This window comes from Aerococcus sp. L_32, from assembly GCF_050689315.1.
Window position 1 is genome coordinate 1 of the sequence record NZ_JBOEQF010000048.1, and the last position, 13832, is coordinate 13832.

General features: G+C 34.8%; 20 protein-coding genes. 18 read left to right on the forward strand and 2 right to left on the reverse strand.

Annotation, left to right across the window (positions count from 1 at the left end; translation table 11 throughout):
* Nucleotides 1-139: 139 nt before the first annotated feature.
* Together ACRCJ0_RS05005 and ACRCJ0_RS05010 are read right to left on the reverse strand one after the other, a co-directional pair.
* Nucleotides 140-1309: a tyrosine-type recombinase/integrase gene (locus tag ACRCJ0_RS05005; protein ID WP_431389680.1), complete on the reverse strand. Its 1170-nt coding sequence runs from the start codon at nt 1307-1309 to the stop codon at nt 140-142.
* Nucleotides 1310-1377: 68 nt separating this feature from the next.
* Nucleotides 1378-2385 carry a helix-turn-helix domain-containing protein gene (locus tag ACRCJ0_RS05010; RefSeq protein ID WP_431389681.1) on the reverse strand — a complete coding sequence of 336 codons (1008 nt, stop codon included), beginning with the start codon at nt 2383-2385 and terminating at the stop codon, nt 1378-1380.
* Nucleotides 2386-2534: 149 nt separating this feature from the next.
* On the opposite strand from ACRCJ0_RS05010, the gene ACRCJ0_RS05015 reads away from it, so the two are divergent.
* The 18 genes from ACRCJ0_RS05015 to ACRCJ0_RS05100 all read left to right on the forward strand — a co-directional run bounded on the left by ACRCJ0_RS05015 (nt 2535) and on the right by ACRCJ0_RS05100 (nt 13702).
* The gene (locus tag ACRCJ0_RS05015; RefSeq protein ID WP_431389682.1) at nt 2535-2771 is read left to right on the forward strand and encodes a helix-turn-helix transcriptional regulator; all 237 of its coding nucleotides are present in this window, start codon (nt 2535-2537) and stop codon (nt 2769-2771) included.
* A gap of 233 nt (nt 2772-3004) precedes the next feature.
* Nucleotides 3005-3289 carry a helix-turn-helix domain-containing protein gene (locus ACRCJ0_RS05020; RefSeq protein WP_269105133.1) on the forward strand — a complete coding sequence of 95 codons (285 nt, stop codon included), beginning with the start codon at nt 3005-3007 and terminating at the stop codon, nt 3287-3289.
* Between the two features lie 196 nt (nt 3290-3485).
* A complete protein-coding gene (locus tag ACRCJ0_RS05025; protein WP_431389683.1) occupies nt 3486-3767 on the forward strand; it encodes a hypothetical protein in 282 nt (93 codons plus the stop codon).
* A gap of 99 nt (nt 3768-3866) precedes the next feature.
* Entirely contained in the window at nt 3867-5498 is a 1632-nt protein-coding gene (locus tag ACRCJ0_RS05030; protein ID WP_431389684.1) for a phage resistance protein, read from the forward strand.
* A gap of 270 nt (nt 5499-5768) precedes the next feature.
* Entirely contained in the window at nt 5769-6572 is an 804-nt protein-coding gene (locus ACRCJ0_RS05035) for a bifunctional DNA primase/polymerase (RefSeq protein WP_431389700.1), read from the forward strand.
* A 10-nt stretch (nt 6573-6582) separates the two neighbouring features.
* On the forward strand, nt 6583-6876 hold the full coding sequence (locus tag ACRCJ0_RS05040; RefSeq protein ID WP_431389685.1) for a hypothetical protein: 294 nt from the start codon (nt 6583-6585) through the stop codon (nt 6874-6876).
* A 46-nt stretch (nt 6877-6922) separates the two neighbouring features.
* A complete protein-coding gene (locus ACRCJ0_RS05045; protein WP_431389686.1) occupies nt 6923-7444 on the forward strand; it encodes a hypothetical protein in 522 nt (173 codons plus the stop codon).
* A 15-nt stretch (nt 7445-7459) separates the two neighbouring features.
* The gene (locus ACRCJ0_RS05050; RefSeq protein ID WP_431389687.1) at nt 7460-7924 is read left to right on the forward strand and encodes a hypothetical protein; all 465 of its coding nucleotides are present in this window, start codon (nt 7460-7462) and stop codon (nt 7922-7924) included.
* A 530-nt stretch (nt 7925-8454) separates the two neighbouring features.
* A complete protein-coding gene (locus ACRCJ0_RS05055; RefSeq protein ID WP_431389688.1) occupies nt 8455-8631 on the forward strand; it encodes a hypothetical protein in 177 nt (58 codons plus the stop codon).
* A gap of 187 nt (nt 8632-8818) precedes the next feature.
* The gene (locus tag ACRCJ0_RS05060) at nt 8819-9130 is read left to right on the forward strand and encodes a hypothetical protein (RefSeq protein ID WP_431389689.1); all 312 of its coding nucleotides are present in this window, start codon (nt 8819-8821) and stop codon (nt 9128-9130) included.
* 11 nt (nt 9131-9141) lie between these two features.
* Entirely contained in the window at nt 9142-9705 is a 564-nt protein-coding gene (locus ACRCJ0_RS05065) for a hypothetical protein (RefSeq protein ID WP_431389691.1), read from the forward strand.
* A gap of 214 nt (nt 9706-9919) precedes the next feature.
* Nucleotides 9920-10273: a hypothetical protein gene (locus ACRCJ0_RS05070; RefSeq protein WP_418148245.1), complete on the forward strand. Its 354-nt coding sequence runs from the start codon at nt 9920-9922 to the stop codon at nt 10271-10273.
* Nucleotides 10274-10435: 162 nt separating this feature from the next.
* Entirely contained in the window at nt 10436-10582 is a 147-nt protein-coding gene (locus ACRCJ0_RS05075) for a hypothetical protein (RefSeq protein ID WP_431389693.1), read from the forward strand.
* 347 nt (nt 10583-10929) lie between these two features.
* The gene (locus tag ACRCJ0_RS05080; RefSeq protein ID WP_431389695.1) at nt 10930-11214 is read left to right on the forward strand and encodes a hypothetical protein; all 285 of its coding nucleotides are present in this window, start codon (nt 10930-10932) and stop codon (nt 11212-11214) included.
* Between the two features lie 426 nt (nt 11215-11640).
* Nucleotides 11641-11907: a hypothetical protein gene (locus tag ACRCJ0_RS05085; protein WP_417894009.1), complete on the forward strand. Its 267-nt coding sequence runs from the start codon at nt 11641-11643 to the stop codon at nt 11905-11907.
* Between the two features lie 25 nt (nt 11908-11932).
* A complete protein-coding gene (locus ACRCJ0_RS05090; RefSeq protein WP_431389696.1) occupies nt 11933-12178 on the forward strand; it encodes a hypothetical protein in 246 nt (81 codons plus the stop codon).
* Nucleotides 12179-12391: 213 nt separating this feature from the next.
* Nucleotides 12392-12694, forward strand: coding sequence for a hypothetical protein (locus tag ACRCJ0_RS05095; RefSeq protein ID WP_431389697.1), 303 nt, complete (start codon nt 12392-12394; stop codon nt 12692-12694).
* A 189-nt stretch (nt 12695-12883) separates the two neighbouring features.
* Entirely contained in the window at nt 12884-13702 is an 819-nt protein-coding gene (locus tag ACRCJ0_RS05100) for an aldo/keto reductase (RefSeq protein WP_431389698.1), read from the forward strand.
* Nucleotides 13703-13832: the final 130 nt, after the last annotated feature.

Below are 13832 nucleotides of genomic sequence, written 5' to 3' on the forward strand. Positions count from 1 at the left end.
AGAAGAAGAAGCATAAGCTTCAAAAACATTGTAATAACAGGGTTTTGGAACTCTACTGTTCACGCAGTAGGGTTCTTTTTTTATTTTCTGCCAACTTTTTGCCAACTTTTTATTAAAAGCGAACATGATTTGTAGGAAATTATCCGTTTACCTTTTTCACAAAGTCTGCAAAATTATTACCAATTTTCTTGCTAGATTCTTTGTTGATATGACTGTACACCTCGAGTACCATTTTTGTGTTTTCATGACCTAAACGTTCTTGAACTTCTTTAATAGACATTCCAGCTTCAAGCAACAAAGTTACGTTAGAGTGTCTTAGTCCATGCGCAGTCATTTTCCCAATTTCTGGGAACTTCTTACAAACCGCCTTGATACGGTCATAAGCATATAAGGGTTGATAAAACTCATTATTATCATTGGTAAACATGAATTGATTCTTACCGCTGGTATTGTACCCAAGCATGAACATGATTTCTTTTTGTTTAGATTTCCAATTTCTCAATACTTGGGCGGTTTCATCATCTATTGAGATAGTGCGTTCACTTGCAGGAGATTTTGTAGTCCCGACTTTCTTTTCAAAGTTTTTACCACGAATGATTGCACGTTCAATCGTGATGGTATTGTTCACTTCGTCAAAGTCTTTCCACATTAAGCCACACGCTTCGCCCTCACGAATACCCGTAAAACTCATTAGATGAATAATCGCATACGCTTTTGGGTCATCCATCTTTTTGGCACATTCCAAGAAGTACACTAATTCTTCTCTACTGAAGTATGGTGCTTCATACCGTTCAGATTTCAATTTACGGGCTTTTCTAGGACGTTCAACATCCTTCATAGGATTATCATCAATAAGCTTCAAAGTCTTTCTAGCATACTCTAAAATGCGTGTAGCAAGTCCAATCATGTTACTGTAATTGGTAAATTCTCTAGTGAACTTGTTTACCAGCGATTGGCACATAATAGGGGTAATTTTATCTACATAGTGCTTACCTAGATTAGGCACGATATGATTCAACACAATATCCCTTTGAATCTGAAAAGTGCTTTCTTTGATGTTACTCATCTCATAAGTTTCAAGCCAAATCTTTGCCACTTCTTCAAACTTCAATCGGTCTGTGTTGATAGTCCCAGCTTTTAGAAATTCTTGTTTTGCCTTGCGTTCTGCAATTTCTGCATCCCTTTTTTTGGCAAAGCCACTCATAGTCTTGTAGATTTTTTTACCAGTAATTGTATCAGTACCCAGATAACCTTTTACTCGATACATGGGTTTATTTGTTTTCTTATCTATATATTTACTAATTTTCATTTTATTACCTCTCTCATTATTCATTGTTCGCACGCCAATGCCATGAATTTGTGGGAGGTGTTTTCTTGTTACTGAATAATACCCAGCAATGGGGAACAGTAACTAACTTCTTCTAATTTTATATTATTGTTATTGATGGTAAACATATTACTTTTTGCCACACAAGTATGGATGTGATTATCAATTACTACTACATAAGTAGTATCATCTACCAGCATATCAAATCGGTTTTTATAATATTCACAAATATAGATAGGTGTTCCATCATCATATAAACCTATAATTGTAGCATTTTCATCTGGAGTATGTTCAGTTACCCTTATTGGAAAATTGATGAATTTCTTTTTTAATTCTCTATTTTTACTATTTAAGAAATTAGACAAAGAAGTTACTTGTACTTTTCTTTCAACAGTAAATAACAGACCATTAGCACCTAAAAAATTTTCAACTAATTGGACGAATGATTGAACGTTGTCAATAATTTCAATAGTCGTATTAATATCATCTGATTCTATTAATTGAATAAATTCATCAAACGTATTGAAATCGAGATTTTTTTCATCTTTTATTATTTCTAAAAATGTAGAATCAAAAATTTTGCGTGATAATGATTCATTATCTTTGATGATATGGCGCATTAATTTTATTTGAGATGAATAGTAATCTATTTGTTTATTAATATTTTTTAGAACAATCTCATTAATAGCATTTTCATCAAATAAAGAAATTTTGTTACTATCAATTTCATGACTACTTCGCACGATTACTTCATTATCTACATTTTCACGTTTTAATGCGATTGGTAAGTCGTCCATGATTTTATCTAAATTATTTGTAAGGAAATACATGCTATTTCCATATAATATACTTTCGATTGTTTTACCGCCTAATTCGGCAATCCGCTTCAATCTTTCATTATTAGGTAAATTTTTCCCAGTCTCCCAATTTGCGACTGTTCCGCTTTTTGCCTTGTCGTCAATTTGTTCTGCAAACTTAGCCATAGAAAGCCCTAAAATGTTTGTTCTTATATGCTTAATGTTCTGCCCAACAAAAGTTGGATTAGGTTCAATTTTCAAATTATCACTCCTTAAAATATTATTTCCATCTTAATTATACTAAATTCACTAAGAAATGCAAAGTTTTTTGTTGCATTATGTTTTTCTATGTGCTATTGTATTAGTGTACTAAGAAATACTAAGAAATATAAATGTTAGGAGGATTGAAAATGAAAAATGTAATTGCTGGGTACAGAACGATGTTGGGATATACCCAACAAGAAATGGCTGAAATTTTTGGTATCACTAGGCAAGCTTATGGATTAAAAGAGAACGGACACATTCAATTCAACGATAAAGAAAAAGTAATTTTCAAAGACTTGGTAAAAAAGATTGTGCCAACGGTTTCAATAGATGATATTTTTTTTAGTCAAAACACTAAGAAATGCAAAGAATTAAAAAATTGAAAGGAGTGGTTAAATTGAGCAAATAGTTATGGCTGATTGAAGAACCAATCAATTATGGGGGGTAACAGAAATATGAAGCAGATGCTTAAACAAATATTTGAAATCATGATGGTGTACGTTCTAATCTTATTACTTTTGGCTTCGTACTTACTTGTTACGAACGAAGTTTACAAGGCACGCTACTATGCTGGGGATGAAAGCTACTATCTCTATAAATGATGGGGGTTGAGAAAATGGAAAAACCACAATTTGAAGTGAAAGTAATTCTAGGAGAAGAACAGAAACAACAAATCTACACAGAATATCTTAGTGATTTGCAAAGCGTTCTGAAGTCTGTAAAAGAAAACAACGGTAAGCGGTACATGTACCAAAAAGAGTTGATGAATTACTTGCGTATCGGTATGCAGACACTAAATGAAATGATTGACAATGGATTGCCTTATGTATGGTTAGGCAATAAAAAAATGTTTGATATGCAAGATGTTGAATCGTATCTGAATGAAAGAAAAGTCTATTAAATAGCACGCCAATGCCATGACTTTTAAATCAATATCTAGGTAATAAAAAAAGCTTAATGAAAATGGGAGTTTTCACTAAGCGAGTACGGAATTTCTTGCGAAGAAATTAGTCTTTTATTGCCTTAATTCTAGCATTTTTTGAAAGAATATTCAATACAAAAACAAATATTGTACTACTAGAATAGGAGAATTAATTATGAAAAAACAAATCGAATTTGAACAGTTAGAAAAATTAGGCAATAGCAGTCATGACATTAAGGTGCTTACAAAAATTCAAGATTATATTTTGAACGAACTGGGCGAACAATCTGTAAAGGCTGGACAATCAAACGATAAAGAAGAATTTGCTTTCTTAGGATATGAATTTTCTGTACTTGCTGAACAAATTATCTACCTTAATCATTTAATTCTTGATAAGGCAATCGAAAATGATAGCAATGTTCAAAAGTATCTCAAATCAGATTCAGAAAGTAATTAATGTGTTACCAGCTATCACTTCTCTCAATTTTTAAGTAGAGGATATAGCAAAAGAAATCAATTATCCAAGTACCTCAAGAAAGGAGACAAATTTCAGAAAATGAATAATTTAATCGCTAGAGAATTATTAAACCGATTGGAAAAAATCAGAGATGTGTTAGATGAAATTAATACTCCTAATCTATCTAGCATAAAAGAAATTATTAAGAGTATGCACTTCGCAGATATTACCAGCGAACAACAAATTCTGGATAACAAAGGGGATGTTATATACAAAAAATTTGTTCATGGCAAACACGAAAAGATTGGCAATATCAATCTTAGTTACACCATAAAGGCAAAGAAAACTGGATTAGCTTATGGGCGGATTCAAGAGGAAATTGACAAAAAAACAGATGAGAAGAAAATCACATTCAAGTATGCGCATCTTTCAAATTATGCGAGGTTTTTATCCGATTTAATCGCAGAAAAAGTTATCTACTCTAAAGAATTAAAATGCTTTTTGATTGTTGAGGGCATGAAATTTACAAAGCTAGATGAAGTGAAATTCATTCTTACATATCCGATTGATAAAAAATTGAGAATTAATGATTTTTTAGAAGTCCTAGCAGAATTATTTGAGAAGCATAGTCCCTTTGAGCATGGGTACAGTATCAACCCTTATACATTCGCTGGTATCGATTGGATATACGATTGTGAGAAGTTGTTACTAGATGTAAGACCAACTGATTCAAATAACCTTTATTTTGATTATTTTGAAGTGAAGAATAGCGAATTGAATTTTGAAATGGCAAGCGACTTCATCAATATGATTGCCAATGATGATGGTAGCTTCGATAACTTATCCTTAATGCACGCTTATGTAATGTATCGAAAATTAGACCTTGCACCAGCGGAACAAATGTTCTTCATGAAAGACTTTGGGCGAACTGGTAAAGGGTTATTCCTAAAAACTTTTTACAAAATTTTCAAAGTAAACCCAATCAACTTTGACTTGCTGGTAAACAGTACTGGTTACGGTAAAGAAAGCGAATGGATGAACTTTTACGGTGCTGAAGTGGCACACGCAAATGAAACTGGAGAAATCGATAATAAAGGAATGGTGGCACTTAGAAAGATTGCTACTGGAGAAGTTTTGACTGGTAGGTCAATCGGTGGAGATAACTTCAAATTCAAGAACAAATCAGTATTGATTCTTGATACAAATGAACAAATTCAAACAAACGAAATTACCGCCAATAAATCACGAATTGTCAATGTTGCATTGAAAGATAGACCTAAAGGAGAAACGACTGAACAAAGGTACAAAGTGTTTGACCCTTATTGGAAATTCATTGCACCTAATGATGAAGCGATTGAAAGTGCTAGTTTGTCATTTCTAATTTTGAGTTTAGATAATTTAAAAGCTTCAAATGGCAAATTCAATTTTGAAAAAGTTACATTGAAGAATTACTTTTCTGCTGATGAACTTACGGAAACCCAAAAATTATTGTTACAGATGATACATGCAAATAACTTCATCTTTGCTGGGGACGAAATTTTGCAAAAAGCAATCGAAAGCGATTATGGCAATTTACGATTCAAGAAAGCAAAAGATGATATTAAAGCCATTGGCGTGAAGTTGAATGAACCCAAATGGATTGAGGGACAAAATATGAAAGTTAATGTTATTGGAGATGAAGAACTATTCAAATCTGCACTTACATTACTTGAAGAAATTCCTAACCCTTAATTGAAATTCCTAACCCTTATCAAATTTATCAAAATAATTCCTAACCCTTAACTAACCCTTGCTAACCCTTAACATACCCTTATAAACATATATATATCAATACTCTAACCCTTATAACCCTTATATAGAAAAATAATGGAAAGTAGTTTGTAGATAATTGATGGAATGGCTTTATATAGGGATTTTGTAAAAAAGTGATTTTGAATTGCGTTGTAAGGCAAAAACAAGGTTATAAGGGTTAGGAGAGTATGGAGGTATAAAAAATTGAATATGTACCAGCGTGCTTTATACCTAGCTGAAAAAGGTATTCAGACCATTCCATTAGACCATAACAAAAAAAGTATTGTTACTTTTAGGGATATTCAGATAACACCAAGCTTCATCAGAACGAATGAAGAATTGTACCGTTCTACTACTGCACTTGGGTGTTTGACTAGGGACTTATGGTGTATCGATATAGACAAAGACCATAAAGACGGACAAAACGGTTTTGAAAGTATTGAAGCCAATCCATTCGCTGAAGAAATACTGAAGAATGCGACAAACACTTTTAGACAAGTAACGCCATCTGGTGGCTTGCACCTAATATTCAAAAAGAAGAATGATGTAAATTATGGGCAAAAATTGGGCTACCTCGATGGTGTAGATATTAAAGCACATAACAATAACTACTTCGTTTTTGCTGGGAGTGTTACAAGTAAAGGTACTTACACCAACAACGATAAAACACCAGCGTTCTATGATGGAGAATTTGAAAATAGAATCTTCTCAACAAAGGGTAATTTTCAAGAGCAGATAATGACAAAGTATTCAGTTAAGAATGTTTTCAGTAATACAGATTATTCGTATCTACCTAGTAAGAAAGGTAATGGCGGAAAAGGTAAAGAAGCATACCAGCGAATCATTGACGGTCAAAGTGTCATGAGAAACAATGATTTGTTCCTTGCTTCATCTTATGCAAAACAATACAACTTGGACTTAGAACCCTTAAAGATTCTCATCGGAGGTAAAAATTCAAATGGGGATGTGTTCACAGAATCAGAATGGCAAGCAACTGTTAATAGTGCAAATTAAAGGAGAAATTATGATGAACCAACTAGAAAAACAAATAGTTAAAAATGCGAGTAAAATCGCCAATATTATCGAAAGCGGAACGATTGAGCAAAATGATGTGGAATTTGTCCTAAATCATCTCAAACAAGAATCTGCATACATTAATCACTTAGAGCAAAAATTGAATGAAGCTGAAGAAGATTTAACTCATATCGAACGGTCTTATGAAGATTTATATGCAGACTATTTACTTAAAACACAAAACTCAAAGCCATCATTGTTAAAGACTTTGATTGCTGAAAGCACACCATATTTTGGCTTGTAAATTGTTGCTACTACTACTAAAGTTTTAATGAAGGAGATTTATATAAATGAAAATTACAGATACAAAATTACAAGAGTTTAAGATTGCGATTGCCAAATCAGAAGATGCGTTTCAAGCCAAAAAAGATAAGTTGCAAATCGGGTTAGATAAAGCAGTTAAAGATATTGAAAAAGCCACTGATGAATTGGATAAAGCCAAGTTAGGCGATGACCCAACCGCTTATAGTGAAGCCCGTAAAGCATTGCAATTGGCACAGGACGGCAAAGACTTTTTTGCACAGAAATTGGATAGTTTAGAAGATGATTCTTTATTGAGTGCTGATGAATTTAAACGTATTCGTGATGAAGTATCGGCAGAGGCGAAAGCCAACAAAGAAAAATCAGAGGCGGAAGTCAGCAAGTTATTAAGTAAAATTGAAGAAATTGCCGATGCACAAGCTAGCTATACACGAGAATTAAACGATAATTTGAAATCACTTGGCTTACCAGCTAACAAAGATGGCTTCAAGCTGACCTACTTTAATACCTATATTCAAGCCAGCCCACTATACAAAGAACTCTTTAAATAAGAAAGGATAATTATTATGACAGACAACCAAAAACCAATTTACGTAACAGACCCATCAAGAGCCAAGGCACTAGCCGAATACGAGAAGTATGTATCAATGACCCCAGCGGAACAAAGAATGTACAACCAAGAAAATGGTAAACAGAACTTTACTGATAACGGTGGTATTGACATGGAAAACGTGCAGAAGGTAGCTGAAATCAAAGCTCAAGCCCGTGAAGATTACTACGCTAAACAGTCCGCAATTAGACAGGCAGAACTTGAAGCCGAACGAGTTGAATCTCAGAAATTCATGCAATCCTATGACGACTTTGTTGTTAGAAAGAATGAGGAAAAAGCCGAGCAAGAAATTGCAAAGGCTAAGGCTGAAGCTGAGGTTCAGATTGAGAGAACAGCCCGACACGCCAACAATCTAAAGACGGAAGATGAACAAGAGAAAGACAACGCTTTGAAGGATATGCTGAAAGGTTTATTAGGGTAATTCACTAGGCACAGGCGAATAATATCGCTTGTGTCTTTATCTAATTTGAACCAGCCACCCAACTACCGACACCCTAGGTCTACCATGCACCACACAACGCCTCACAGCGCTTCATCTATACAAAATGAAGGAGATAATGATTTATTTATTCAAATAAGCTTTTATATTATCCAGTTGACCTATCCAGTTGGTTTACCCCAGCAGTATAAATCTAGCTAGACAGAAACCAAAAATCTAATGGTGGTTAAAAAATATTGTGGCAATGTTGCGTCCAGCTCATCGAGGTTAGATAGTTACAAACATAGGATATAATCTATAGAAAAATAAATTAAAAAACTTTTTAACAATTCTATTCACGCAATCAAATATAGTTATATAAGGCAAATGCTTGCGTTCTAAGGCGGTTAAAAACACGGGGCAAGGGAATCCTACCCCTATGCTTTTTCGTCCTTCATTGCAGTATTAGACATATTTTTGTGTGTATGTTTTGAAATTTAACGTACAAAAATTAAGAAAGGAGTTGAATACTTATGCCAATGAAAACTTGTGTCGTATGTGGCAAAAAATTTGGTACTAGCAACGCTAAAAAGAAGTATTGTAGTCCAGCGTGTGCTTCAAAAGCGAGGGTTGAAAAACTAGCATTGTGGAAAGAAAACAATAAAGATTATCACTCTAATTACTATCAATCTCACAAAAAAGAATCGTAGGAGGTAACCAACTATTGAATGTGGTAGAAGTAAAAACTACTATTCATAAATATTTGCACTTAGAAGAAAAGAAGCTCATATATGGTAACCTACCCAGTTGCGATGTACTCATTATTAAGAAGGAGGTTGACCATTGTCGTTTTATAGTAGACCTAAATTCGTGCTGAAAAGGTGGAAGATATATGCCATGCACAAAGATGAATTAAGCAAGTTTGAAATCAGTGATTATAAAAAAATTATGACCACTTTAAAGAACGCACCTAAGCCATTGCTTCAATTTATACATAGCTTTTTTTATGAACATACTGAAATAGTTGAAGCGTACGGAACGAAAAGACATGTAGGGAGTGCCTACACAAATAAACTCATGAAATACGATGATTATTGCGACATGGTGGGAATCACCAGACACGAATTTAATAATCAAATGACACAAGTTTGCTTACTGATGTATGAACACTACTTTGAAGAAACTAAAGACCAGTATTCCAAATTTTAGGGGGGTTAGTCATGGAGAGTGCAACTGACAAAGAAATTAAGTACCATATTAGGCGACATGTAGCCTTGCCATATAAGATTAAACGACTGGAAACAGAACGCCTTAAATCGCAATTATATGCGTATAGCATGCAATCATTTACTGGTACTTCACAATATGGTTTCTCAATAGATGATTATACGCAAGCTATGGATATTGAGCGGTTTGTCATTCGTTTGGTATTAAATCAAGAATCATTAGACAGGCAAATAAACGCCCTTAAATTGCGTTATAAGCTATTCCAAGAATTGTTGCCTACACTTGACTACCCTACACTTAAAAGCCTTTTAAAGCATGATTATTTAAGCGAATACGAGGTTATGGTTTTTAATGAAATACAGGAAATTAACTATTACATTGACCAACACAAAAAAGCAGAAAAGCAAAAGCAATCAGATAATGAAGTGGCTAACCTAGATTTAACCGAAAAGGATATTATCGCTATATTGACCAGTGATGATTGGGAAAGCACCAAAGAAACAAAGATTAGTGTATTGAATGCCGTTGAAGATGAGCTAATGGCTATGTTGGAGTAAAGCCCTAATATTTTGGCTATATAAATGTAGTACTTAATAGTAGAAAGATTTAGATTAGGGAAAGAAAATGAGCGTATAGATTGGGTGGGAACAACGCTGATATAAACAAGAGATATATCCAAGAAACGCAACTAGATGATGTTGCTAGAGTTTTAAGATTACCTATTTCAGAAGTAAGAACACTATTACAAATTTAGATAGGAGTATATAAAAAATGAGTAACCAACGATTGATTAAGAATGAAATTGCCAATAAATTGAAAGAGCTGAATCATCTATCTTTTTGCGATATAGAAGATATATTTGAACGGTTTGAATTTGACTTCATCAAAGTAGGTACTGGAATTTCATTTCCAAGTAATCCTAATGTGATTTTATGGACTGGATGGAATAGTGAAGCTACTACTTTGCTGGTAGAAGTAATTGAAGAATATCAACTTTCTTTCAAATCAACTGAAAAAATTGTTTATATGGTGGATGGAAAAGTGTTACCAATGCCACTTGCAAGAGGGTTTGAATATCCTTATAAAACAGAACATTGGTTACCTACAATTATCATCCCAGCGTAAAGGGACTAGCAATGACTGATATTGAAGCGGTATCTAAAGCAATCGATAACTACAAGAGGACAATAGATGATATTTGCCTTGTAGGGTTACAAGCATATTCAGATTATAGATTTTACTAAGGATGGTTATCAATTTTGGAAAGTCCACCATGAGAATATTCCATTGTGGCAATACTCACTCAAAGCAAATGGAACTGGTAGCGTGTATCTATTTGAAGATGAAGCAACTTCATTCATGAGTGGGATTATCGGACTAAAAAATAATTATGATGAATTTGAAGAAATGTATTTGATTGATACATACTTATAGCTTGCTGGAGTAGCCTTTGAAATGGTTACTCCTTTTTTTGTGCCATCATAAGTTGGTGCAGGTAAGTAAGTTATTTTATATGTGCATGTGTCATCAATAGATGGTGGGGGGCAATAAAATGTTAGAAGTATAGATTATTCAAATACCTATATTTTTGTACATACCTATATTTGCCATTTCCTTGCGTTTTAAGGCACTTTACATATATCTAAGGTAAATAGTTTTCTTGATGATTTAACAAGCAAGAGTGTGGCAAAAATTGACCAGTTTTTGAACAAACCATCAAAGTTTTATAAATATTGGATATAAACGAACTAATGTTCTATAATCTTGGTAGGTGGTAAATTATGGAGATTGTAGCAGTTAAAAAAATCAATCGTAATTTCAATATAGAATCATTTTTGAATAAAAAAGGGTATCGTCCCAATACAAACTATACTTACTTTGATAGAATAATCTTCAATTATAAGCAAGCGGATGTGTGGCACTTATCCGTCCCCAAGCGTGATAGTTTCAAACTTGATATATTTTTGGTGGTAGTTACCTATGATGAACTAATCGTGCTAGAATTGAAGCAAACCAAAATCATATATAATGAAGATATTATAAGCACGCTTGAAAATCGACAATAAAAAAACCACCATTCATTGGTAGCTGGGAACACATATATATGTGCGATGGAGAAAGCAATTTACAGACAATGAAGTGATGAAGTACCCACTTAGTTATTTTAAAACACCTCTAAATCGTTCTCACAGAATCTGTATTTTGCTTGTGAAATTCATTCATAGTATAGGCGTACGAACAATGAATATAGCCAACTTTTTAGCCATCTTTTTTAAAATTTTAAGCATTTCATAGAAAACGTATTTTCTTATAAACCTTATCACACAAGGGTTTGTAGTAGCATGGAGCATTGGAAAACACCAATATACAAAAAATACGGTTTCAAAGACGAAAACGCAGAAGAAGCATAAGAAAATCAAGTGTGACATTTATGTCACCCATATTTTCCAAGAGTACCCATGTCGGGTGCTCTTTTTTTATTGACTAAATTTATGGCAGTTGTCAACTTTTATGGGGATTTTGCCTTATTAACCTTTCGTAAACATTTTGCACTTATTACACAAACACTTGGTCTTTATAGTAATCCTCATAAAGCAAAGGCGTGTTTTATGATAACAAACACAATGGAAAAAATGATTACGATTCTGAACAACAACCATAAACGAATCTTGTTTAACATATCTGCTGCTATTGAAGGTAAAACGAAAGAAAAAGTTTGGTCTGGTCAAAGTTATCTATATAAAAAAGCAGGGGATTGAGCGTGAAGTATTTGAAATGCGCTTGGTGGACATGGTTGGAGCCGATGCCCTTAATCAGACCTTGTTGACGACCATGCAACGATACCCTTATTTCAATGCCAAACTAGTAGAGGTGGATGGCGACTTCTATTTGGTTCAAAATGACCAATCCCTTCTTGGGCACAAGTCCAAAGACCTGCCGCAACTGGGAGGGCTTGCTAACGGCTATCACTTGCTGGCGGCTACTTATGCTCAAGCGTCAATTTATGTGTCCTTCCACCATGCCCTATGAGACGGGAAAGGGATTAAGCCCTTTATCGAGACCCTGATTTACTATTATTGTCTATTACGCTACCAAAGTACTGCATTTAGAGCGTGTATTTGCTTAGCGAGTGATGCCCTACTTGAGGGTGAAACAGTCGAACCATTTCTTGAACCATATGACTATGACCAAAGTAAGGACTTAATTCAAATTTATTGGGACGTTTTTGTCGAAATGCAGGGTATGATGACCTATTCCAATGACATGGTGTTCAATTCCTATGTCATCAGCTATCTTGGTCAATTTGTTTTGAATGAAAATGTCCAACATATCGACAGTATTCACCTTTATAATTCGGGTGTGGTGGGTTTTGGCATCAACATGATTTGCGCCACTGGTCAGTTTAGTCTTGATTTCAAGCAAAGTTTTGCGTCCGATAAGTATATCCAAGCCTTTGTGGAAAAATTATCACTATTGAACCTACCTTATACGCTTACTAATGCAATCCCTTTTATCACGCCAAAAGACCCTTTGATGAAGAGATAGCCTGTAATGGGTCATGCTGATATTTTTTGAATTTTGGATATCCTTTCGAATTATCAGCTCTGATTTTCACCTTATAACTTGCCCTGGAGTTCACTCTAGGGTTTACAATTACTTTGTAACTGATAGATGAGGATTTGAACTTAAGGAGGAAATCACAGGCAAACAGTAACTTTAAATAACGGTGTAGTTATGCCCCAATTAGGGTTTGGTGTTTACCAAATTCCAGCTGAAGAGACGGCGGAGGCAGTTTACCAAGGCATTCAAGCGGGCTGCCGGTTGATTGATACGGCGTCAGCTTATGGCAATGAGAAGGAAACAGGGGAAGGGATACAACGGGCGATTGAAGAAGGACTAGTTGAACGACCTGACTTATTTGTAACCTCTAAACTCTTTATTAAACAAACGCCAGAAAATATTGCGAAGGAAACCATTGAAAACTCCTTGGCTGTTATGGGCTTAGATTATTTAGATTTGTATCTGATCCACCAACCTTATGGTGATATTTACGGGGCTTGGCGGGCTTTAGTGGCTGCTCAAAATGGCGGTCAATTGCGGGCTATTGGGGTTTCTAACTTTAAAGCAGCTAAAATTGTGGAATTTTCGGGCTTCAATGAGGTAAAACCGCAAGTCAACCAAATTGAAGTGAATCCGTGGTACCAACGTCAAAGTGACCTGGATTGGCATAATAAAGTAGGCGTTCAGGTGGAAGCTTGGGCACCATTCGCAGAAGGTCGTCACGGTTTATTCACGAATCCCGTTTTGACAGAAATAGGGGCTAAATACGGGAAAACGGCCGGGCAAGTGGTACTCCGCTGGTTGATGCAAAGAGGGGTTGTGGCTTTAGCTAAGTCAGTCCGGCCAGAACGGATGGCTGAAAACATTGCGATCTTCGACTTTGAATTGAACGCTGAAGATTTGGCCAAAATCGAGGCCTTGGATATGGCGGAATCTGCCTTCTTTGACCACGACGACCCTGAAACAGTAAACTGGTTAATCGGCCGTCACTAATTTTTGGATTAAATCATCGACAATTTCACTGATTTAGTTGATAATAGACCTAGATTTATTAAAATTAAATTAGAGGAGATGTTATATATGACAAAAAAAGCGATTGCAACTGAAAAGGCGCCTGCAGCTT